20 protein-coding genes are annotated in these 23,567 nt (G+C 32.2%); 16 read left to right on the forward strand and 4 right to left on the reverse strand.

The features are described 5' to 3' along the window. Positions 1–212 precede the first annotated feature (212 nt). From KA830_RS00310 to argB, 9 genes are all read left to right on the forward strand, one after another. A complete protein-coding gene (locus KA830_RS00310; RefSeq protein ID WP_204179926.1) occupies positions 213–1,709 on the forward strand; it encodes a DUF6583 family protein in 1,497 nt (498 codons plus the stop codon). A gap of 19 nt (positions 1,710–1,728) precedes the next feature. Continuing rightward, positions 1,729–2,895: an ABC transporter permease gene (locus tag KA830_RS00315; RefSeq protein ID WP_204179927.1), complete on the forward strand. Its 1,167-nt coding sequence runs from the start codon at positions 1,729–1,731 to the stop codon at positions 2,893–2,895. Further along, positions 2,892–3,815 (forward strand): ABC transporter permease, encoded by a 924-nt coding sequence (locus tag KA830_RS00320; RefSeq protein ID WP_210123044.1) that lies wholly within the window; start codon positions 2,892–2,894, stop codon positions 3,813–3,815. The genes KA830_RS00315 and KA830_RS00320 overlap by 4 nt, the downstream gene beginning before the upstream one ends. A gap of 10 nt (positions 3,816–3,825) precedes the next feature. Beyond that, the gene (locus tag KA830_RS00325; protein ID WP_046206634.1) at positions 3,826–4,491 is read left to right on the forward strand and encodes an ABC transporter ATP-binding protein; all 666 of its coding nucleotides are present in this window, start codon (positions 3,826–3,828) and stop codon (positions 4,489–4,491) included. Positions 4,492–4,696: 205 nt separating this feature from the next. Further along, positions 4,697–6,034, forward strand: a complete 1,338-nt coding sequence (locus KA830_RS00330; protein WP_204179929.1) for a gluconate:H+ symporter — start codon at positions 4,697–4,699, stop codon at positions 6,032–6,034. Positions 6,035–6,409: 375 nt separating this feature from the next. Beyond that, the gene (gene rocD, locus KA830_RS00335) at positions 6,410–7,609 is read left to right on the forward strand and encodes an ornithine--oxo-acid transaminase (RefSeq protein WP_210134046.1); all 1,200 of its coding nucleotides are present in this window, start codon (positions 6,410–6,412) and stop codon (positions 7,607–7,609) included. A 32-nt stretch (positions 7,610–7,641) separates the two neighbouring features. Further along, on the forward strand, positions 7,642–8,673 hold the full coding sequence (argC, locus tag KA830_RS00340) for an N-acetyl-gamma-glutamyl-phosphate reductase (protein WP_064209176.1): 1,032 nt from the start codon (positions 7,642–7,644) through the stop codon (positions 8,671–8,673). A 23-nt stretch (positions 8,674–8,696) separates the two neighbouring features. Next, on the forward strand, positions 8,697–9,935 hold the full coding sequence (gene argJ, locus KA830_RS00345; RefSeq protein ID WP_204179931.1) for a bifunctional glutamate N-acetyltransferase/amino-acid acetyltransferase ArgJ: 1,239 nt from the start codon (positions 8,697–8,699) through the stop codon (positions 9,933–9,935). Positions 9,936–9,947: 12 nt separating this feature from the next. After that, the gene (gene argB / locus KA830_RS00350; protein ID WP_064209178.1) at positions 9,948–10,709 is read left to right on the forward strand and encodes an acetylglutamate kinase; all 762 of its coding nucleotides are present in this window, start codon (positions 9,948–9,950) and stop codon (positions 10,707–10,709) included. Positions 10,710–10,883: 174 nt separating this feature from the next. On the opposite strand, the gene KA830_RS00355 is transcribed toward argB, so the two are convergent. Then, positions 10,884–12,116 (reverse strand): ArgE/DapE family deacylase, encoded by a 1,233-nt coding sequence (locus tag KA830_RS00355; RefSeq protein WP_070037182.1) that lies wholly within the window; start codon positions 12,114–12,116, stop codon positions 10,884–10,886. A gap of 551 nt (positions 12,117–12,667) precedes the next feature. Here KA830_RS00355 and ssuE point away from each other — a divergent pair. Next, positions 12,668–13,207, forward strand: coding sequence for an NADPH-dependent FMN reductase (ssuE, locus tag KA830_RS00360; RefSeq protein ID WP_046206646.1), 540 nt, complete (start codon positions 12,668–12,670; stop codon positions 13,205–13,207). A gap of 135 nt (positions 13,208–13,342) precedes the next feature. On the opposite strand, the gene KA830_RS00365 is transcribed toward ssuE, so the two are convergent. Next, positions 13,343–14,002 carry a hypothetical protein gene (locus KA830_RS00365; protein ID WP_210134047.1) on the reverse strand — a complete coding sequence of 220 codons (660 nt, stop codon included), beginning with the start codon at positions 14,000–14,002 and terminating at the stop codon, positions 13,343–13,345. A 320-nt stretch (positions 14,003–14,322) separates the two neighbouring features. Next, positions 14,323–15,912, reverse strand: coding sequence for an L-lactate permease (locus KA830_RS00370; RefSeq protein WP_046206648.1), 1,590 nt, complete (start codon positions 15,910–15,912; stop codon positions 14,323–14,325). A gap of 356 nt (positions 15,913–16,268) precedes the next feature. Between KA830_RS00370 and KA830_RS00375 the strand changes: the two genes are divergently transcribed. The 6 genes from KA830_RS00375 (at position 16,269) to KA830_RS00395 (ending at position 22,229) form a co-directional block, all read left to right on the forward strand. Beyond that, positions 16,269–17,534 carry an MFS transporter gene (locus KA830_RS00375; RefSeq protein ID WP_070658030.1) on the forward strand — a complete coding sequence of 422 codons (1,266 nt, stop codon included), beginning with the start codon at positions 16,269–16,271 and terminating at the stop codon, positions 17,532–17,534. Positions 17,535–18,151: 617 nt separating this feature from the next. Then, the gene (argF, locus tag KA830_RS00380) at positions 18,152–19,147 is read left to right on the forward strand and encodes an ornithine carbamoyltransferase (RefSeq protein WP_226857784.1); all 996 of its coding nucleotides are present in this window, start codon (positions 18,152–18,154) and stop codon (positions 19,145–19,147) included. A gap of 175 nt (positions 19,148–19,322) precedes the next feature. Then, positions 19,323–20,861 carry a PTS transporter subunit EIIC gene (locus KA830_RS00385; RefSeq protein ID WP_204179932.1) on the forward strand — a complete coding sequence of 513 codons (1,539 nt, stop codon included), beginning with the start codon at positions 19,323–19,325 and terminating at the stop codon, positions 20,859–20,861. Between the two features lie 68 nt (positions 20,862–20,929). Continuing rightward, positions 20,930–21,697, forward strand: a complete 768-nt coding sequence (gene nagB / locus KA830_RS00390) for a glucosamine-6-phosphate deaminase (protein WP_064209186.1) — start codon at positions 20,930–20,932, stop codon at positions 21,695–21,697. A 6-nt stretch (positions 21,698–21,703) separates the two neighbouring features. Then, positions 21,704–21,832, forward strand: a complete 129-nt coding sequence (locus KA830_RS13780; protein ID WP_275428178.1) for a hypothetical protein — start codon at positions 21,704–21,706, stop codon at positions 21,830–21,832. Between the two features lie 265 nt (positions 21,833–22,097). Continuing rightward, positions 22,098–22,229 (forward strand): beta-class phenol-soluble modulin, encoded by a 132-nt coding sequence (locus KA830_RS00395; protein WP_019469020.1) that lies wholly within the window; start codon positions 22,098–22,100, stop codon positions 22,227–22,229. A 118-nt stretch (positions 22,230–22,347) separates the two neighbouring features. Here KA830_RS00395 and KA830_RS00400 read toward each other — a convergent pair whose 3' ends face one another. Further along, positions 22,348–23,562: a NupC/NupG family nucleoside CNT transporter gene (locus tag KA830_RS00400; protein WP_046206653.1), complete on the reverse strand. Its 1,215-nt coding sequence runs from the start codon at positions 23,560–23,562 to the stop codon at positions 22,348–22,350. Positions 23,563–23,567 lie beyond the last annotated feature (5 nt).

The following is a 23,567-nucleotide window of genomic DNA, read 5'->3' on the forward strand; positions in this document are numbered from 1 at the left end:
TATTTTACAAATTAAGAGGAAATATAAAGGTGATTACATATGTATTGAGTGCACAATTGATTGGATGTAATGATATATTACAAATATTAAAAATGTTTGATAATTAATTTAAATAACAAGTGAAAAATAAAAGAAAAATCAAATAAATAAATTAATATTAAGTCTTTTATGGTATTATTAAAACAATCAAACTTAATGGGAGGTTGAGGGGTATGTCTAAAACAGTAAAAATAATTGTCGCAGTTGTGATTGGTGTGCTTTTAATTGCCGGTATTGGGGGAGCTGCTTATTACTTTTTTATCAAAAACACACCTAAAAACACATATTTATTGAGCGAAAAGGAAACAGCTAATCAATTTCAAGAATATGCTAAAGATCGATTTGAAAATGAATTTAAATTTCAAGATAAGATGAAAGATGAATCATATCTGATCAATTTAAAAGGAGACGCCGATGTGCCTAAAAATTTATTAGAATCATCAGGTGTTCCTAAATCTGTCGCAGATGCTTCTGAAGTGGGATTGACAGTGGGACACGATCCTAAAAAAGAAAAATCAATTTTGGCTTTAAACCCAACGATAGCAGATAATGAAATCGGTAAGTTTCAATGGGCTGCAGACAAAGACAATCAATATTATGCATCACCATTATTTAACGATGTTTATAAAGCTAAAAATGATGAACTTGTAGATGCTTTTGAAAAAATAACTGGAGATACATCAAGTACTACAGGTAAAGAGAATGTAGTGACAAATGATACATTAAACTTAAATTCATTATTATCGGGGTCACAAATTTCACAAAAAGATATAGAAAAAATAAGTAGTAAATATACAGATGTAATCATTGATAAATTAGACAAAGATAATTTTGAAAAAGAAAATGCTACGATTGATGTGGATGGCGATGAACAAGATGTTAAGAAAGTAACATTGAAACTTAGCAAAGGCGAAACAAAAGCGATTGTGAAATCAGTTTTGGAAAAAGCTAAGAAGGATAAAGATATTAAAAAAATAGCCGAAGATCAATTCAAAGTAGAGGATTATGAAGATAAAATTGATGAAGCGATACAAGAAGTGAAAGATAAAGATAAAAATGATTTTCCAAGTATTAAATCTGTAATTTGGGAAGAAGATAATTTAATTTTAAAACGTGAATTAACTGCTAAAGATAAAAATGATTCAGAAGTAAAATTAACAGGAACGAATCAAATTGATGATGATAAACTAGCAGTGAATTATAAAATTGCTGCAGATGATACTGAGTTATCATTAAAAGGTAAATCTACAAAAGACGATGATAAGTATAAAGACAATTATACAATTGGGGCTAATGAGCGTTACAAAAAATCTACGATTAAGTTATCAAACAATGAGACTCAAGATGGTGACAAACGTACAGACAAAGGTAAAGTGAGCGTTGATGCAAATTATCGCAAAACTGAATTTGAATATAATAATCATTTAGAAACCGATGTGAAGAATAATACGCAAAAGCAAGATTTTAAATTGACTACAGATATTCGATATCAACCAGTAACATTTAATATCAAAGGTGAAACAAAACTTAAAGAAGATATTAAATTCGAAAAATCAGGTGCCAAAGATTTAAATGGATTGACCGATGATGATTTGAAAAAATTACAAAAGGAAATTTCTAAAAAAACAGAAGGTATCATTAAAGATTTAGCAAAAGATTTTAAAAAATAACTAAAAGGAGAGTGGTAAAATGAAAACATTACAATTGTTTCGCATTTACCACTCTTTTTTATTAAAAAAATGGTATTTACTACTATATTTATTGATTATAGTTATAGGGTTGTTTACTACTTTAATAGTGATTCAACAATTAAATCAAGATAATGAGAAATTTAGAATTGGTGTTGTGGATAAAGATCGATCTCCAGAGACGCAAATCATATTGAAATCACTAGGTGATGGTGCGAATTTGGGGAAAGATATTAGCATAAAAAAATATGACCAAAATGTAGCTGAAAAAAAGTTAGAGAATAAAGCATTAGAGGGTTATTACGTGTTTGAAAAAGGTATGACACAGGATTTTTATAAAAATGGAAGTTTGCCTATTTCAGTACATACATATGATCAACAGTCTACCAAAAGTTTAGTCATTAATCAGTTAACAGACTCAGTATATCAAAGGCTTATGTTATCGATGGGTGGAGGTCTAGCCTATACAACGTTGTCCTCACATAATGATAAAGATCATACATTAATGCTGCTAACGGATTTATTGTTTACAGGACTAAATCGTGCTGGCGCATTTGAATATGAACCTATACATATATATGACAGTGCAAGTTATTATGTAATTACAACGTATTTAACATCTATTTATATTTTTGCTTTGTCAATATTTACTATTTTGAAAATGAATCAAACGACTGCATTGTGGTCAAGGTTAAGCATGCACCATTTTTCTTTTGAAAAATTAACACTGATAAGGAGTTTATTTACACTTTTTTATACAGGATTATGGACGATTTTTGGTGTGCTTTGGTTGATTAAATCCTTGCCAAATCAGTTTGAAAGCTATAATTGGTTAACGATTGTAATTCAACTGAGCTATTATGTCTTGATGATTATTATTTGGTTAACCATTATTGATTTAATTGCTTTTAAATGGATGAACTATGTACTGAAAAGTATATTGAGTATATTGATTGTTCTATTGTCAGGGATGACGATACCAACCATTTATTTTAAACATTCTATATTAGGGATGGTTGATTACTTACCATTTAGTTTTGTAACAAATCAAATGCTGGAAATTGTATTGAATAATTATATTTTAGATGTACCAATAACTTTTTATAGCAGTTTATTTATATCAATTTTCATCTTAGTCTTGATATTGATTGGGAGGTATCGCTTATGATTCAACCCTATTTCTTCATAATTATAAAAAAACAGTGGAAACAACATTTAGCCTTTATGTGTATCTTATTATTCTCTTTAATTGCTATTTGGGGGATATATAAAACACTAAATAAATCATTTCAAATTCCTGTAGCAATACAAGATTTAGATCAATCTGCAGCGTCTAAAAATTTAATCAAAAACATCACAAGTAACGAATTCATTACTCAAATAAAAGTGCCAACTGAAGAAACGTATTTGGATGAATATATAGAAAGAAAAGAAGCGGTAGTAAGTTTACAAATACCTAAAAATTACAGTCAAAAGTTGCATGATAACCGTTTAAAAGAAACAATTTTATTATATGGAAGAGATGATTTTATTGGTGATATTACCTTAGAAATCATAAGCATGTCATTATATGAACAACAGATACCTAATATCGTTAAAAGTCATTTAGATGATAATGGTGATCGTACATCTTTGAACACAGTAAATAAAATATTGAATGATAAGACACCTCAATCTCAAATTGTACATTATTTTGTAAAGTCACATTCAGATACTTCTATTTCATTGAGTGTTGTTTTTGCGATATTATTGAGTATGAGCAGTGTGCAAATTATTTTGCACCAAAGATTAAAACAGAATGGGCCTTTGAGAAGAATTTTTTTAGTTCAATATAGTCAGGTGAATTTGTATCTTACTTACATACTGATACATACGATGCTATTGTTAATGATATTAATCATAAGTGCATTATTGTTTCATCAATCATTAACATGGATATTTTATTTAAAATCACTGTTTATCATTGTATTATTTGAAGCCGGTGTTGCTTTTTTATTATTTAAAATTAATACACTTAGTCATAGGTTATTTATGACGTTTATATATGCGCTTGTCATGAGCGTGATTTATATCCTTATACAAATTTAGGAGGGATGGGATGATAACTTTAAAACATGTGCAGAAACGATATCATAATAAAACAATTTTTCAATCTCTGAATATGACTTTTGAAAACCAACAATTAACTGTGCTATTAGGTGAAAATGGTGCTGGAAAGTCGACACTATTAAGAATGCTTGCGGGGTTAGAACAACCTAATCAAGGGGAAATTACGTACTTTGGAAAAAAATTGTCTAAAAAACAATTACAAGCAATGATTGGATATGTACCACAAGATATTGCATTATTTGAGCATATGACTGTTGCTGAAAACGTTAATTGTTTTAAAGCATTATGTAAACATCCAATATCTGATGCGTTAATTACAAAATACATGGAACAATTAAACATCAAAGATTTAGATGTTACTGTTTCTCGTCTATCTGGGGGGACGAAGCGTAAAGTGAATGTATTAATAGGTTTACTGAATCATCCACGAGTTCTGATACTAGATGAACCAACGGTAGGCATAGATTTAAAATCAAGGTTTGATATCCATCACTTACTCAATCAAATGAAGCGAAATTGTTTGATCATATTGACAACACATCATTTAGATGAGGTAGAGGCATTGGCTGATTGTATTAAAGTCATAGGCGTCGATCCGTTTTATAAAAAAGTATTATCAGACAAACAATGGCAATTTGAGCGTTATCATAATTAACTTTAAATTTCTAAATCATTTGTTTACTTATATTTAAAAAAGTACTTACAAAGTGAATGTCAATCATTTATTTTGTCTGTGCTTTTTTATTTTTAAGAAATCTTAAAACCACAAAATAACAACGTTGTTATTAAAGGCGAAAAGGTGTATAATGTTAGTTTGTGAATTCGCTTTCATAAAATCGATTTTGACTGGGGGACTTAAATTGTCATTTGTGAGTGAAAATTTACCGATAATATCACTTATTATTGGCGTAGCATTGCTATTATTTTTAAATATTAAATTAAAGATTAACAGTATTTTTTCTTTGATTTTTGCAGCTATTGCTGTTGGCTTACTGAACGGTATGAAGCCAATGGTAATCTTAGATACAATTAAAGATGGATTAGGTTCAACGTTAGGTAGTCTTGCACTAATTATAGGATTTGGTGCAATTTTAGGTAAGTTAATGGTTGATTTTGGAGCAGCTCAACGAATAGCTACCACGCTAATTGATAAATTCGGTGCAAAGCATGTGCATTGGGCATTGATTATTATTGGTGCTGTCTTTGGTATTTCTGTATTTTACGAAGTGGCTTTTATGATTTTAGCTCCTTTAGTAATTAGTATTGCTATAGAAGCTAAAACACCATTTATGAAATTGGCTATTACTATGGTAGCTGCAACAACACTATCTCATAGTTTATTTCCACCTCAGGCAGGTCCGACTGCATTGGTAGACGCCTATCATGCTGATATGGGGATGGTATATATCTTGGGAATCATCGTCTTTATACCTGGTGTAATGATTGCTGGTATCCTTTTACCGAAAGTTATGAAAAATTTGAATTACCCTGTGCCACCGTTGTTGCAGAAAAATAAAACGTTTAGTGAAAGAGAAATGCCTAATTTTGGGATGAGTTTATTAATACCACTCATTCCTGCGATTTTAATTTCACTTTCAACAATATTAAGTATGTTTCTAACGAAAGACACTTTATGGCATGAAATTGTATCATTTTTTGGGAGTGCAGAAATTAGTCTTATAATCGCAATTCTTACTTCAATTATTGTCTTTGGATTGAGAAAAGGTAAAAAGATGGATGAGTTGATGAAATCTTTCGAAAGTGGCTTGAAAGGTGTGGCAACGATTATATTTATCGTAGGTGCTGGTGGTGCATTTAAAGAAATTATTTTAAAAGCAAATGTAGGCGATTATATTGCGGGAATTATGCAAAATACAAATATTTCACCCCTAATCATGGCGTGGTTAATTACAGCACTTATACGTATTGCTACAGGACAAGGGGTGGTGTCAGCAATAACTGCAGCTGGAATTGTAGGGCCTTTAATTCCTACATTTAATGTTAATCCAGTATTGATGGTTCTAGCAACTGCTGCTGGTAGTAATACAATTACACATGTGAATGACGCATCATTTTGGTTATTTAAAGAATATTTTAATATAACGATTAAAGATACATTTAAAACCTGGGGTCTTTTGTTATTTACATCTTCTATTGTTGGTTTGGTTATTGTATTAATCTTGGATCTGTTTATGTAAAGTAACGATAGTATGAGCGGAATGAAAAATGGTGATTTTTTTCTACTCTATATCTCTTTTTAGTTATTTAATATGGCATTTTACTTAAATATATCTTTTACCACAATTGTTAAAACGACTGAATGTATAATTTGAATGGTAGGTACGGATATTATCTTAAATATTAAATGATGATATGCAAATTGTATACAATGATTTATGTGCATCTATTGAAATTTTTATAATTTTGATAGATGCTTTTTGCTTATTTTAAAGCCTTTTTAAATATTTTTATAAAAAAATATTTAAATAAACCTTTGACTTATTATATTTAAAAGTGTAATATTCATGAATATTAATACAAATAATAGAATAATAATAAGGTTGGTGTATTTAATGAATACGTTATTCGAATTAACAGATCAATATAGTTCAAATAATTACAGTCCCTTGAAATTAGCATTAACAAAAGGTAAAGGTGCTCATGTATGGGATGTTGAAGGTAAGCGTTATATTGATTGTATAGCTGGCTTTTCAGTGGTCAATCAAGGACATTGTCATCCGAAAATTATTGAAGCATTTCAAGCGCAAAGCGAGCAAATAACTATGGTATCGCGTGCCTTATATAGTGATAACTTGGGACAATGGGAAGAAAAAATTTGTAAATTAGCAAATAAAGACAAAGTGCTACCCATGAATACTGGTACTGAAGCTGTGGAAACAGCAATTAAAGTTGCACGTAAATGGGGCGCTGATGTCAAAGGTATTAAAGAAAATGAAAGTGAAATCATTGCTATGAATGGTAACTTTCACGGTCGTACGTTAGGGTCTTTATCTTTATCTGCACAAGATAGTTACAAAAAAGGATTTGGTCCATTGTTAGAAAATATTAATTATATAGAATTTGGAGATATTGAACATTTAAAACGGTTGATTAATGACAATACATCGGCCATCATTTTAGAGCCAATACAAGGTGAAGGTGGCGTGAATATCCCTCCAGACTATTTTATTCAAGAAGTACGTCATTTATGTAATCAACATAATATTTTATTCATTGCTGATGAAATCCAGGTTGGACTAGGTAGGACAGGCAAGATGTTTGCTATGGAATGGGAGGGCATAGAGCCTGATATTTATTTACTAGGCAAATCATTGGGGGGTGGACTTTACCCTATTTCAGCTATCTTAGCAAATGAAACAATCATGAATGTTTTAACACCAGGCACGCATGGTTCTACATTTGGTGGTAATCCACTTGCTTGTGCAGTATCGATAGCAGCCATAGATGTTTTATTAGATGAAAATTTAATTGAACATTCAGCTGAGTTAGGCCAAACACTGTTGAATCAATTACAACTTATCGATAGTCCAATTATTGATGATGTCAGAGGGAGAGGGTTATTTATTGGTATTGAATTAACAGAACAAGCACAGCCATATTGTTTAGAAATGATAGAAAAAGGCGTGTTGTGTAAGGAAACACAGGGCAATGTTATTAGAATTGCACCACCGTTAGTTATTAATGAAAATGAGATTAATCAAATTGCTGATGTGATTAAAGAAGTACTTGAAAAAAATAAAAAAGCACATTAAAAATTCCGAATATTCAGAAAGGAATGAGGAAGATGATTACAGTTGGAATAGTAGGTGGAAGTGGTTATGGTGCTGTAGAACTTATACGTTTATTACAACATCATCCTAACGTCATAATTAAATATGTATTTTCGCATTCTAAGATTGATGAACCAATCAGTAAAACATTTCCACATTTAAACCATATCGCACTTAATTATACTGAATTAAATGAACAAGCGACGTCTTGTGATGTTATATTTTTTGCAACACCTTCAAATGTCAGCAAACATTTAGTGCCAAATTTAATTAATAATGGTGTTAAAGTGATTGATTTATCAGGAGATTTTAGACTGACAGATAGAAACCTATATCAAACATATTATGGTGAAGCAGCAGCAGAACAAGATTTTTTAGATTCGGCCCTTTATAGTATTGCGGAGTGGAGTGAAATAGATTCACAACGCACAAAGTTGATAGCGAATCCTGGTTGTTTTCCCACTTCTATTTTATTGGCGTTACACCCTCTGATTGCTCAAAATGCAATCGATGTTCATTCAATTATTATTGATTCAAAAACAGGTGTTTCAGGAGCAGGACGTGCATTAGCACAACACCTCCATTACGCTGAAATGAATGAAAATTTTAGTGCCTATGCAATTGGAAACCATAAACATAAACCAGAGATAGAACAATATGTATCTAATATTGCTGGGACAAAGTGCGATGTGATGTTCACACCACATTTAATACCGATGACAAGAGGTATTTTATCTACAATTTATGTGAAGTTAAACGAGTATATGACAGCAGAGCATTTACATGATATTTATAAAAATAATTATGAACAGAAACCATTTATAAGAATTAGAGACTTGGGAGAATACCCCAAAACAAAAGAAGTGTATGGTAGTAATTTTTGCGATATAGGTCTGTATGTAGATGAAAAAAATCAAAGGGCTATTATCGTATCAGTTATAGATAACTTAGTTAAAGGTGCGAGTGGTCAAGCAATCCAAAATTTAAATTTACTTTATGACTTAGACGAGACAACTGGTCTGAATCAGCTACCAATTTATCCTTAATGAAATGCGAAAGGAGAGATGAGATGAAAGATATTGAAACGATAGATACATTCAATCAAATCACTGTAGATATCAATGGTGACGTTGGATCGCCATTGGGGTATATGGCTGGTGGATTTCATGCTGGCCTAAGAAGAAAGAAAAAAGACTTTGGATGGATTTACTCTACGACAAAAGCGACTGCAGCAGGTGTATATACGCTTAATCGTTTTAAAGCAGCACCACTTAAAGTAACTGAAGATAGTATCAACATCGATCAAACATTGCAGGCAATTGTAGTTAATTCAGCAAATGCGAATTCATGTACTGGAGATAGAGGTATACAAGATGCGAAAGATACACAAAGTTGGGTGGCTGAACGATTAAACATAGAACCACATCATGTTGGTATTGCTTCGACAGGTGTCATTGGCTCATTTTTGCCTATGGATAAAATGAAACATGGCGTCGATCATGTTTTAAACGATGCGTTTAACCAGAGTGACTATTTTAATCAATCGATTTTAACGACAGATACGACAACGAAACATGTGTCTGTAAAAGTAAATATAGACAACCAAATAGTGACAATAGGTGGTACAGCAAAAGGCTCTGGGATGATACATCCCAATATGGCAACCATGCTTGGTTTTATAACGACAGATGCAAAAGTTGGTAGTGAGCCATTGAATGAATGTTTAAAACAAATTACAGATCACTCATTTAATATGATAACCGTAGATGGTGACTCTAGCACGAATGACATGGTTCTATGTATGGCAAATGGTCAAGTTAATCATCATTGGCTAGATGAAAATCATCCTGAATGGCAAAAATTTGTTTACGCCATCAATTATGTTGCACGTTATTTGGCTCAGTCGATTGCAAAAGACGGCGAAGGTGCGACTAAATTGGTGACAGCTAGAGTTAAAGGGGCAACAGATATCCATGAGGCAAGAAAAATGGCGAAAAGTATTGTTTCATCCAATTTAGTTAAAACAGCAATTCATGGTGAAGATGCAAATTTTGGAAGAATTGTAACAGCGATGGGTTACGCATCAAAACATATAAATCCTCATGCGACAAACGTATTATTATGCCAAGTTGATGTGGTTAAAGCAGGCATGTCAGTGGCATTTGATGAAGCTTATTTAAAAAAACAATTGGAAGCAGACAATATCATTATAGAAGCTACTGTAGGTGATGGAGATGGGGAAGCTACCGCTTATGGCTGCGACTTATCATATGAATACGTGCGCATAAATGCGTCGTATAGAACTTAAGAGGTGTTTGATATGGATTACATTGTAATTAAAATAGGCGGGAGCACTTTGACGAATATGCATGATTCGATAATTGAAGATATTGTTGCATTAAAAAAGCAAGGTTATAAACCATTAATCGTCCACGGAGGTGGGCCTTTTATAAATCAATCTTTGGAATTACAAGAAGTAGCAACAGAATTTAAAGATGGTTTGAGAGTTACTACCCATGAAGTACTTTCTGTTACGACTCAAACATTAATTGGACAAGTGAATCCTAGTTTAGTCAATAAAATCAATCAATTTGGTATTCAAAGTATTGGCATGAATGGCATAGATGCGCAATTATTTGATATTAAACCATTAGATTTAAAATATGGTTTTGTTGGCGAACCTATTCATATAGATACAAGCGTTATCGCGACTTTAACACAATCTTTTCTACCAGTCATCGCATCTATAGGTGTAAATCAAATGACGCACCAGGTATATAATATTAATGCCGATACGCTAGCGTATAAAATTGCGCAAGCTTTACATGCACCAATTTATTTATTAAGCGACATTCCGGGTGTTTTAATCAATGAAAAAGTACAACCGTCATTAAATGCGAAAAATATAGCCACCTATATTGAACAAAAATTAATATATGGTGGTATGATACCTAAAGTCCAAGATGCTGTTAAAGCAATAGAAAAGGGATGTCAAAAAGTAGTTATTGCAGCAGGAAATGAAGCGCACATTATTCAAAAATTGCAACATGGCCATAATGTAGGTACTACAATTTGCAAGTAACAATGTACAAAAGCGTAAATAACAAATTTTTAAATGTGTTGTTTTGTTCCACTATTGTCAGGACAAGGTTTTAACAGTATGTACACACGTTTACCTTATCACGATGTTATAAAAAAAGCTCAGAACATAGTGTGTCTGAGCTTTTTTAAATGGCTGAAGTTAATTTAATTAAAACTAAAGCTTTTTAGAATAAGTTGTTAAAAGTTCACTGTAAAAATCAATGAATTTTAAATACATGTCTTTTTCTACACATTCATCAATTTGATGTGGTTTAATACCTGGACCAAATACTAAGAATGGGAAAGTTTCATCTTTATTTTTTAATAAGTTTGAAGCATCAGTAACGCCACCGATTGGAGAAGCGATAAAGTCCTTGTCAAATAGAGATTGAGCTATGTTCTGAGCAGTATTAATTAAGCTGTTATCACCAGTAGTGAGTACTGGATCTAGGTCTAAGTATAGGTCGCTTGATAAATTTGCACCTTTATCATTATGGTTTTGAATTGTGTTTGAGAATAACGTTTTTACTTGTTCATTATCATATTCTGGAATTGTACGAATATTAAAATCTGCATCTGCCTCTTCAGGAACAGAGTTCACCTGTACCCCACCGTTAATTAATGTATTGCTAATAACTAAACCTTGAAGTGCAGATTCTACGTCTTCAAGTGCTGTTGTTGCAGGCAATGATGGCTTAATTCTTTCAATGAATTTTGTGAAATCTAGCGCTTTTCCCTGAACTTCTTTTGAAATTTTAGCATAGGCGTCATCAATATCTTGTATAAATGAGATTAATGGTTTTATGGCATTAGTGCCCATTACTGGCATAGAGCTATGTGCTGATTTACCGTAGGAAGTAATACGATAATCCATTGAACCTTTATGTGCATACACCATGATATCTTGGCAAGGTTCTGCTATAAGTAATGCATCAACGTCATCCATATAACCCTGTTCGTACAAAGTTTGAGAACCAAGTTGCTCCATTTCCTCACCACTAGTTGCTAAAAATCTAATACGACCATGTTGCAGTGCTTGAGAAGATTTAATATCAATAAGTGCAATTGCTAACGCAGCAAGTCCTGACTTCATATCTGCTGCGCCACGACCATATAAAAATCCATCATCCTCAGTAAGCGAAAATGGATCGTATGTCCATTGAGATTTATTACCAGCAGAAACAACGTCCATATGACCTGAAATACCGATTACCGGCTTGCCTTCACCGATTTCAGCAATGAGGTTAGCACGTCTTTCATCAATTTTTTGAATTTTTGATTCAATTCCGTAGTTAGAAAATAGTTTCTGTAAATAATTACAAACTTCAAGCTCATTATCATTTACTGTTTCAATCGCTACAATATCTGATAAGATTTGTACTTTTTCTTTATTAGAAAATGTACTCATTGTGTATCACTCCTTTGTATGTCTAAATTAAGTATACATCTAGAAAAAAAGGTTTTTAAAGTGAAACGATTTTTAAAAAAAGAATATAATAAAATTATTTATATTGTAGAATTTTTTAGAGTTGAAACAAAAAAACTGATTTTGTACTATTACACTCAACCGTGTATGATGTTTAGAATTAATAATGTGTTAAGAAATTAAAAAAATGCATCAACAGGTGAATTAAAGGTCATAGCTTTTGAAGCAATAACATAAGTGATAAGTTATCAATGGATTTAGATAATAATCAACATAAAGTGCTAAATGACAATATAATTATTTCCAAGGAAATGCCTAATCAATGTCATAAATTTAATATATAAACTTATTGATACAATAATAATTGCGATAATTCAAATCATTTCCTATGATTTTACCTATATTTGATGATACGCTAAAGAAGTGGAATTTGTTTCCAATGGATTTTATTTTTTCATATATTTATAAATAGATAAGCGTGTAAATGTCGAAGGTATATATGAAAAATTTTATATAGAAAGGGGATTATCATTTTGGCAAAAGTAGCAATTATTGCTGGAGGCAATAAACTAAAATCAAGACTCACAGGTATTATAGATTACGCGGAATCGTATTTGAATGCTGAGGGCATCGAGACAAATGTCATCCACGTACATCAATTAGATGCTGAGGCTTTAATTACTGCAGATTTTTCTAATGAATCGATAAATGCTACGCATAAAACGATTGAAGATGCGGATGGTGTTATTATAGTATCTCCAGTATTTAAAGCTGCCTACTCAGGTATCGTGAAAACGTATTTAGACTTGTTACCACGAGGGGCATTTACAGGTAAAACGGTACTACCATTAGCCTTAGGAGGCACGTTTGCACATGTGCTAGCAATCCAATATAGTCTCGATCCAGTTATTAAAGAACTAGGTGCAGATACTATTCATAAAGGCAGATTTATATTAGATAAGCACATCACACAAAATGAAGATGGTAGTTATGGTTATGACCAAGAAGCGAAAGATGGTTTAAATAAAACTTTAAAGAAATTTGTCAGTGACAAGTCACAAGTTAAAGAGTAAATTTGATTGTAAAACTGTTAAAATCAAAATATACGATAAACTTAGAATATGACGTTATAAGACGGTGTTAATAAAAAATGAGCACACAGTATCAAAACTTGCTAAATTGATATTGTGTGCTCATTATTTTTAGATTTAAAGTTTATTTAAGTGCCATTGAGATTGGTTATCCATGCTTAACTTAAATTCATTTGTTTGAATGCACATGGGATGAGATTCGGAAAACTGGTCAGAGAACAGCCATTTATTATCTTCCGGTGTCAGTAAAATAAAACTGTCATCATAATGATCGCCGATAAAGTTTAAATCATGTGGTGCAAAGGGTTGCTTTTCATATGTATTTAAATGAAATTTCGACAATGCTTCAAAGACTGCCTTCGTTTCATTACATACGAATCCAATTTCACTAATTCTTGAAAATTCAGGTTCATCAGTTATATTAGAAATGCGTGCAATGAGTTCCACGACGTTCCCTGAAGGATCTTGAAAGTAAAAAGAATGTGCAACAAAAGATTCGAAATACGTCGTATGCTGACCATCCTCCATCAATAGAAATAAAATATTTTGATAATGTTGTTTCATGTCGAAGAAATGGTTGTAAGGAATGTCAATCGCAAAGTGATAAAATGGTTGGACATCGTAGTTTGCTTGTTGAAAACACAGATGCGTCTCTCCAATTTTAACTGTAAAAGCCTCTTGGCCAATCATCCAAACTGGACATTCTAAAATTTCTTCATAAAATTGGAATGTCTTTTCAAATTCTGAAGTGAATAATTTAATGTTTTCAATTTTCATAAACAAACCCCACCTAATCCTCATGTTTATCATATAAATATAAGAAATAATTTACTTGTACTTTATCAAAATAATAATCAATATGATAATAATAAGAATTTTATATGAAATAATACGCATTAAGTAACAATATGTTCTATTTAAAATAGTTATATAGCGTTGGTGATTTATAAAACTTCATAAAAAGGCTGAGACAATTCAATTTGTCTCAGCTTTTTTTCTTATCGCCGTGCGATGAAGAAGTGATTTTAAATCAATTAAATATGAATATCTCACTTCATTTTTAAGTTCAAGATATTTGTATCTCAGACTTGCATAGACTAAGCGAAAAATAATGAGATAATATACGCGCTAATCCCAACTAGAATACAATACAGAAGTGCAGGGCCTAATGTTTTTCTTATGACACTACCTTCTTTACCAGGCATATTAACTACCGCACAAACTGCGACCACATTATGCACACAGATCATGTTACCGGCAGCTGCACCAATGATTTGTGCAGCTAATACAATAAATGGATCTGCACCAATAGAGTTAGCAATGTTTAATTGAATAGGTGAGAAAGTCAACGTTGATACAGTAGCACTACCTGTAATAAACGAACCTAAAGCACCTAAGAATGGTGCAACGAATAGCCATACAGGACCTAAAGTATTAGCCATATTTTTGGCGATATATTCTGGCATACTTATTAAATCATGCGCATTGATACCTGAGTTGATAAAAACATGCACCATTGCGAGTGTGGCAATTAGTGTAATACCAGTAATTTTTATTGTTGATAAGGATGTGATACTTGCATTACCTAAATCCTTAATAGATTTTCTTTGAATTATAATGGCGAAAATTGCTGATAATAATAAAATTGTCCCAGGTGAATAAAGAAATTGCCATTCAGATGATATTTCAGAGAAATTTAAAATATTATTCCAAGAAAAATCAAGAACATGTGTGGTGAAATATTCAACACTTGGAACCGTTCTTGTTAATAAAAGTAAGATAACAACCATTACATAAGGTGCCCAAGCAGTTAGTAAACTCATAGAATGTTCTGTACTATCTGCTTCGTATGTTTTATCTAAGCCATCTGTCCACACTGTTTTAGGTAACAACCAACCCTTACTTGCAGTTAAGACGGCAACTACTAAACCAGTTAGTGAGCCTAATATAGCAACAAATTCTGCGCCGAAAACATGTGCATATACAAAGGCAGATACTGCATATACAATTCCTATTAATGCTAGCCATGGTAGCATTTCAATAATAGATTTTAACTTTTTATTTTTCCCAAAGAAAATAATCATCGTAGAGATAACGATGATAGGTATGAAAATACCACTCAATAAATCTAATATAGTTATTTGCTCAGCTGTCGAATGGAAAAAGGATTGATTTGCTTCTTTTAAAGTACTTAATCCAACAATAACTGGCGTGCCCACTGCTCCGAAAGACACTGCAATACTATCGGCAATTAAAGCTGTAACAACAGCTATCATAGGTCTAAAACCTAAAGCAACTAGTAAAGGTGCTGTAACCATTGCTGGTGTACCAAATCCTGAAGCGCCTTCAATAAGTGAACCAAATAAGAAAGCGACAATGATGACTTGGACACGCATATCTGGTGAAATTTTCTTAAATCCTGCATTGATACGGTTTACTGCACCCGTTTGGCGTAATGTATTAAGTAACACGAGCGCACCGAATAAAATATAAAGTATCGTTAATGTTTTGTGCGTACCTTGAAGTATTGAAGCTATAACGACATTACCTTGCATCCCCCATACAAAAATCCCTAAAACTGTTACAACGATAGCGCTAATAATCATCCCTTTTAAAGCTGACATACGTAAGAGTACAAGAAATAAAAAAGGTACGATTACTGCACTGAAAGCGACTAATAACATCATTTTATATAAAACTCCCTCATAAAAATTTAATAATCATCTAGTCATATGATGTTTAAATAACTCTCATTGTAAACGTTTACAAATAAATTTTCAATCATGTATAAAAAATGAATTTTTCATATAAACAATTTAAATCGTATACAAATATTTTTCGTTGATTTTAATAAGCTGTATTTTCGGTTTTACTTATTTATATCTTAAAACGAAAATAAATAAAAATAAATTTGCGTTATTAGAAAAAATATAATAATATAATGATAATATTTGAAAGCGTTTACAAAAGTGATTACAAAAATTGCAAGAAAATATTTAAATTAATCTTAATATCAACGATTGATTTATAAGGGGTGCGTAATATGAGTGATAAATTAACTAAAATGGGAATGCCTCCAACGTTATTTTGGGGATATGTTGGTGTATTAATATTTATGATGGGAGACGGTTTAGAGCTGGCATGGATTAGTCCTTATTTACATGATCATGGTCTATCCGTGCAACAAACTGCGATTTTGACCACTTGCTATGGTGTAACGATAGCTATTGGTTCTTGGTTATCAGGTGTCTTGGTAGAAATTATCGGTCCAAGAAAAGTGATGCTGTTAGGAACAGGGTTATATATCATCGGTCATGCAATATTTGTTGGTTTGGCAATCCCAACGATGAACTATAATATCATGATTCCGTCATATGCAATAAGAGGGTTTGGCTACCCTTTGTTTGCTTATTCTTTTTTGGTTTGGGTTGCTTATCGTTCTCCGCAAAAGCGTTTAGGTGCTGCAGTAGGATGGTTTTGGTTTGTGTTTACAGGAGGGCTTAGTGTCCTAGGATCATTTTATTCTTCTTTTGCGATTCAACTATTTGGACACTTCTTTACATTGTGGACAGCGATTATTTGGGTGTTAATAGGAACATTTTTAGCAGTATTTGTAAATAGAGACCAGTTTATGATTGAAGAAAAAGGGCACGGATTTAAAGAACACTTTAGTGAGGTACTTGCAGGTATAACGATACTAAAAAGGGAACCGCGTGTGGCAGTGGCCTGTGTTGTTAGAATCATAAACCAGGCGGCACAATATGCTTTTCCATTATTTCTGCCGATTTATTTAGCTTCCAAAGGTATTGCTACTACAACTTGGTTAAATATTTGGGGAACAATTTTTATTGCTAATATTATATTCAATCTAATATTTGGTGCGTTGAGCGATAAAATTGGCTGGAAAAATACGATTTCTTATATTGGTGGTGTTGGATGTGCGATATTTACGTTAGGACTATATTTTGTGCCAGAGTTATTTACAGGTAATGTTTTTATTGTGGGTACGGTAGGATTTCTATGGGGGATGTGTTTAGCAGGCTTTGTCCCTATTTCTGCACTTGTCCCTTCTTTAGTTCATGATGGTGATAAAGGACCAGCAATGGCAATATTAAATTTAGGCGCTGGTCTTTGTGTATTTGCAGGACCAGGGTTAGTGGCATTGTTTTATGATAGTATTGGTGTTAAAGGCATGATGTACTTAATATTTGGATTATATGTTGCTAGTGCAATTATGACACGTTTCTTAAAGACACCTGAGGAAAGGGAACGTAGAAAGTCTAAAAATTTTGCATCATACAGTAAATAATCTATTATAGTAGCTATAAAAAAGTTAGAATATGGCTTAATGGATGATTTTTTAATAGCTTCAGCTAACGATTAATAAATAATAGTAAACGGGCGAACAGTTTCAAAATGAGGGGTTTTGATATTGTTTGCCCGTTTTTGTATTCATTTTAAGGGATGATTATGCAATGATTTTGAGATGACGTGGGATAAATATAATTATTTTTCTTGGAAACCACCTGAAACAAAATGAGCAGCAATTTGCTTAATAGTGGCAAATAGTAAATCTAACATGTATGTTCACCTCCATGAGCTAGTGGTTACATGTTCAATTTACTATATATTATTAAAATATTGTGTAGGAAAGCACAACTTAGTTAAATCATTGCCACGGTGTTTATTGTCAGACATCTTACTTGCTTGACTGTTGCAAATAAGATCGTGATTGTATGGAAATATACATTTAGCGTAGGTTATACTTCAAAACTAGTAAAATAATTAAACAATTTAAAAATATACAATAAATAGTATATTTATACTTGAAAATAACTCTATTTAAGTTTAATATGTATATAAATCTTATAAATATATTGGAGTGATGAAATTGGGGCGTACACAACAGATTTAAAAAAACTAGCATTGTTAAAAGGTAAGAGCTTTTTGAAAACGAGTGACTTTACTGCAGATGAACTAGTCACTTTGATTGACTTTACCGGAGAATTAAAAGAAAAGAAAAAGCGAGGCATTCCTCACCCTTATCTTAAAGGTAAGAATATTGCTTTATTATTTGAAAAACCATCTACAAGAACACGTTCAGCATTCAGTGTAGCAGCAAACGATTTAGGTGCCTTTCCAGATTATTTTGGTCAAGGTGAAATTCATCTAGGTGTCAAAGAATCGACAGAAGATACAGCAAAAGTATTAGGGAGTATGTATGATGGTATTGAATTTAGAGGTTTTTATCAAAAAGATGTGGAAAGTATAGCGCAACATGCCGAAGTTCCAGTATGGAATGGTTTAACAAACGAATGGCATCCTACTCAAATGATTGCAGATTTTTATACTTTAAAAGAACACCTAGGCACATTACAAGGCAAAACATTGACTTATGTTGGTGATGCAAGAAATAACGTAGCACATGATTTATTGGTTACCGGCGCAATATTAGGTATGAATATTCATATTGCAGCCCCTCAATCGCTACAGCCTGATCAAGATATTCAGCAACTTGCTAAAAATTATGCAACACAATCGCACAGTAATATTTTAATTACAGATAATATTCAACAAGCAGTTTATAAAGCAGATGCAATATATACAGATGTCTGGTTTTCAATGGGAGAAGATGAATCAGTTCAAACACAACGTATTGAAAAATTACTTCCATATCAAATTAATGAAGCTATGCTTGTCAATACAATGAATCCAGATGTTATTGTATTACATTGTTTGCCCGCCTTCCATGATGTGCATACAAAGGTGGGACAACAAATCTATAAGACTCATGGTTTAACTGAAATGGAGATAACAGATGATGTATTTAAAGGTGAACATGCTGTTATATTTGAGCAAGCGGAAAATAGATTACATTCAATTAAAGCAATTATGGCAGGAACATTAGGGGATATTTTTTAACACATATCTTAATTGAATAAATAAAGAGACTCACAAAGTAACGTGCTTTGTGAGTTTTTTTCATTAAAAAAGAAGACATATATCACCATTATGAAAAAGTTTTTCATAATGGTATTTTATATTGATTAATATTTTCTTTAATTGTATATTTATGATAATTAGGAGGTTAATGACTATGAGTAAATTGTTTGAAAAGGCACAACAATTTGGTAAATCATTTATGTTACCTATCGCTATATTACCGGCAGCTGGATTGTTGTTGGGAATCGGTGGCGCATTAAGTAATCCGAATACAATCAAAGCATATCCTGTGTTGGATATTAACTTATTGCAAAATATATTTGTTCTTATGTCATCAGCTGGTAATATTGTATTTCAAAATTTACCAGTAATTTTTGCCATAGGTGTTGCAATTGGATTAGCTAGAAGTGATAAAGGTACTGCAGGATTAGCAGCATTGCTAGGATTCCTTATTATGAATGCTTCGATGAATGGATTGCTAATCATTACAGATACGTTAGCAAAAGGCAATTTAGCAGAAAAAGGACAAAGTATGGTTCTAGGAATTCAAACAGTAGAAACGGGCGTGTTTGGTGGGATTATCACAGGAGTTATGACGGCGCTTTTACATAATAAATATCACAAGATTTCTCTTCCATCATATTTAGGATTTTTTGGAGGATCTCGTTTTGTTCCAATTATTACAGCAATCTCTGCAATCATACTCGGGGTTATCATGTTCTTTATTTGGCCAACAGTACAGGGGTGGATATTTGGTGTAGGAGGTATCGTAGATAAAACTGGTGTCATTGGTACTTTTTTCTTTGGATTTATATTAAGGCTATTGGGGCCATTTGGTTTACATCACATTTTCTATTTACCGTTTTGGCAAACTGCATTAGGTGGCTCGTTAGAAGTTAAAGGTCATCTTGTTCAAGGCACTCAAAATATTTTCTTTGCTCAACTTGGTGATCCAGACGTAACGAAATACTATTCAGGTGTTTCGCGTTATATGTCAGGTCGTTTTATTACAATGATGTTTGGACTATGTGGTGCAGCTTTAGCAATTTATCATACTGCGAAACCGCAACATAAAAAAGTCGTGGGTGGGCTAATGTTATCTGCAGCATTAACTTCATTTTTAACAGGTATTACAGAACCGTTAGAGTTCAGTTTTTTATTTGTTGCACCAATTTTATATGTGATACATGCATTTTTAGATGGTTTAGCGTTTATGATGGCAGACGTATTTAATATTACGATAGGTCAAACATTCAGTGGTGGCTTTATAGACTTTTTATTATTCGGCGTTTTGCAAGGTAATGCTAAGACGAACTTCTTATGGGTAATACCGATTGGCATCGTTTGGTTTATTTTATATTATATTATTTTCAGATTTTTAATTAACAAATTCAACTTTAAAACACCTGGTAGAGAAGCGGAAACAACTACAGAAACTGTTGAAACGACAGAACGTGCTAAAACAATTATCGAGGGTTTAGGTGGCAAAGAAAATATAGAAATTGTCGATTGTTGTGCTACAAGGCTAAGAGTGACATTAAAGTCAGACACTCCAATCAATAAGCAACTGCTGAATTCTACCGAAGCTAGAGGTATCATCCAAAAAGGTAATGGTGTACAAATTGTTTATGGACCACATGTCACAACGATAAAAAATGAAGTAGAAGAGTTACTAGACAGTGAACAAGCGTAATAAAAAAATTTTCAATTTATCATTAAACAAAGGTAATATACAGAAATTAGAAAGTGATTGGTGAGTATATGTATATTTTAAATTTAGAGAATAGACAGCTTGCAAGTCAATATGTTGCGACTGAACTGTTAAAGCAAATAAAAATGAAACCGGATTCAGTATTGGGTCTTGCTACAGGAAATACTATGACAGATGTTTACAAGTATTTAAAAACATTGATTAATCATAATCATTTGCAACTAGATCAAATAGTGACATTTAATTTGGATGAATATGTGGGTTTAAGCGCAGACAATGAACAAAGTTATCACGCATATATGTATCGACAGTTATTTAAACATCATCAAACGTGGCATAAAGAAAATATATTTATACCACAAGGAGATACCAATAATTTAGAACAAGAATGCTTAATGTATGAACAATATTTAAAAGATAAAGGACCTACAGATATACAAATTTTAGGTATAGGTGAAAACGGGCATATAGGATTTAATGAGCCTGGTTCGTCGTTTGAAAGTATTACAAGAGTTGTAGATTTATCTTCTTCAACGATGAAAGCAAATAGTCGTTATTTTGATTCAATAGAAGATGTTCCTAAGCAAGCAATTTCTATGGGACTGGCATCTATTATACGTGCGAAACGTATTATTTTGTTAGCGATGGGTAGAAATAAAAAAGAAGCCGTCTCACAATTAATAGAGGGAGAAATTTCCGAAACGTTACCTGCATCTATATTACATCAACATCCTCATGTTGAAGTAATTGTAGATAATGAAATATTCGACACATTAGATCAAGATAAAGTTCAGCGATTAGAAAGGCATTTGTCATAAAGATATTTGAATACGTTGTGTTTTGGCGAGACGCTTGAGGTAACAGGACAAGCTGAAGATTACAGGCTGAAGTTGTATCCTAAACAAGCGAGCCAACAATACGAAGTATTGAATAAAAAGGAAGCACTCAGATGAATTGAATTAAATCATCTGAGTGCTATTTTTTTAGGATTTATGTCCCAGATGCATTATTTCTGTCATTATAAAAATAATATAAAACTTTATCACTGAATGACAACTAGGAAACATTAATTGTAAAAATTAAGTATTGTAATAACACTTAGGCACAAAAACATACAAATCAGGAAATATTTACAACAATATTAATATTTATTATTATAATTTAGTTAAAGGTAATCAACCTTTAACAAATCATATATTGAGAAATGAGGTGTGTTAAATGTCTGATTTCGTAAACGCAATCAGTGAAGCTGTAAAAGCAGGTTTAAGTGCTGACTGGGTAACAATGGGAACTAGCATTGCTGACGCATTAGCTAAAGGCGCTGACTTCATCTTAGGTTTCTTTAACTAATAAATAATGTAAAAGGCTGAGACAAATTGAATTGTCTCAGCCTTTTATTATTCAATGCTAGCTATAGATTACAATATCATTTAAAGTTATTTGGATTTATGTAGTCATTTTTAAAAAACTATAATACTAAACCAACGATTGATGCTGAAATAATTGAAGCAAGTGTTGAACCTAGTAGCAAGCGTAGGGCAAACGAAGCCACCTTATTGCCTTGTACATCACTAAATCCTTTGATAGCACCAACGATAATGCCTACAGTACCAAAATTAGCAAAACTAACGAGATATACAGAAATGATACCTTGTGTACGTAGTGTTAAATCTCCAGCTAATTTTTGATAGTCTAACATAGCAACAAATTCGTTAGTGATTAATTTAGTTGCCATGAGTGATCCAGCTTGAACTGCTTCGTTCCAAGGTACACCTATGATGAAAGCAATCGGTGCAAAAATAAAACCGATTAATTGTTTGAAATCTAAACCGACAAAATTAAATAATACTGTGACTGCTTCCATCAAAGAGATGAATGCAAGGAGCATAATGGCGACACTTACGGCAATTTTAAAGCCGTCCGTAGCACTATCGCCAATCATTTGGAAAAATGGAACATTTTTCGACTTTGTTTCATCACTATTTGAATTGCTTTTAGCTGTGGATGAATTGGAAATTTCCACGTCACTATCATCTGATTGATATGGATTGATGACACTTGCGATAATTAAAGCACTGAAAATATTGAGCATAACGGCAGTAACTACATATTTAGGTTCGATCATTTGCATATAAGAACCTAACATAGCCATACTAACAGCACTCATACCAGAAGTAGTAATCGTATATAATTTCTCTTTAGATAATTTAGGAATCATTTCTTTAATAGTTAAATAAACTTCTGGCTGTCCTAACATAGAAGTTGAGATAGCAAAGTAACTTTCGAGACGACCCATACGTGTGATTTTATTGATAATAATACCAACATATTTAATGATAAACGGAAGAATTTTAAAATAGTTTAACACACCGATTAATACAGAGATAAATACTAAAGGTAGTAAAACGGTAATAAAAAACGTTGAAGCACCTTTGTTTTGTAAACCACCAAAAACAAACTCGATACCAGCTTTACTAATATTGATTAATTCTTCAAAAAATGAACCTAATGTGGTTAATATCGTTAAACCAATAGTCGTATTCATCATGAATACTACAATGATGATTTGAACGATTAACATAATGACTGGTTTTTTGAAATCAATCGCCTTTCTGTTATAGCTAAATAAAAAAGCGATGAATAATGCAAAAAATATACCAGTAACGGCAAATATGATTGACATAAGTA

The sequence above is a fragment of the Staphylococcus sp. GDY8P119P genome (assembly GCF_017892075.1).
GTDB lineage: Bacteria > Bacillota > Bacilli > Staphylococcales > Staphylococcaceae > Staphylococcus > Staphylococcus ureilyticus.

Coding starts and splice junctions, on each gene's coding strand:
- KA830_RS00310 (WP_204179926.1), top strand. CDS start 213: ATGTCTAAAACAGTAAAAATAATTGTCGCAGTTGTGATTGGTGTGCTT.
- KA830_RS00315 (WP_204179927.1), top strand. CDS start 1,729: ATGAAAACATTACAATTGTTTCGCATTTACCACTCTTTTTTATTAAAA.
- KA830_RS00320 (WP_210123044.1), top strand. CDS start 2,892: ATGATTCAACCCTATTTCTTCATAATTATAAAAAAACAGTGGAAACAA.
- KA830_RS00325 (WP_046206634.1), top strand. CDS start 3,826: ATGATAACTTTAAAACATGTGCAGAAACGATATCATAATAAAACAATT.
- rocD (WP_210134046.1), top strand. CDS start 6,410: ATGAATACGTTATTCGAATTAACAGATCAATATAGTTCAAATAATTAC.
- argC (WP_064209176.1), top strand. CDS start 7,642: ATGATTACAGTTGGAATAGTAGGTGGAAGTGGTTATGGTGCTGTAGAA.
- argJ (WP_204179931.1), top strand. CDS start 8,697: ATGAAAGATATTGAAACGATAGATACATTCAATCAAATCACTGTAGAT.
- argB (WP_064209178.1), top strand. CDS start 9,948: ATGGATTACATTGTAATTAAAATAGGCGGGAGCACTTTGACGAATATG.
- KA830_RS00355 (WP_070037182.1), bottom strand. CDS start 12,116: ATGAGTACATTTTCTAATAAAGAAAAAGTACAAATCTTATCAGATATT.
- KA830_RS00365 (WP_210134047.1), bottom strand. CDS start 14,002: ATGAAAATTGAAAACATTAAATTATTCACTTCAGAATTTGAAAAGACA.
- KA830_RS00370 (WP_046206648.1), bottom strand. CDS start 15,912: ATGATGTTATTAGTCGCTTTCAGTGCAGTAATCGTACCTTTTTTATTT.
- KA830_RS00375 (WP_070658030.1), top strand. CDS start 16,269: ATGAGTGATAAATTAACTAAAATGGGAATGCCTCCAACGTTATTTTGG.
- KA830_RS00385 (WP_204179932.1), top strand. CDS start 19,323: ATGAGTAAATTGTTTGAAAAGGCACAACAATTTGGTAAATCATTTATG.
- nagB (WP_064209186.1), top strand. CDS start 20,930: ATGTATATTTTAAATTTAGAGAATAGACAGCTTGCAAGTCAATATGTT.
- KA830_RS00395 (WP_019469020.1), top strand. CDS start 22,098: ATGTCTGATTTCGTAAACGCAATCAGTGAAGCTGTAAAAGCAGGTTTA.
- KA830_RS00400 (WP_046206653.1), bottom strand. CDS start 23,562: ATGTCAATCATATTTGCCGTTACTGGTATATTTTTTGCATTATTCATC.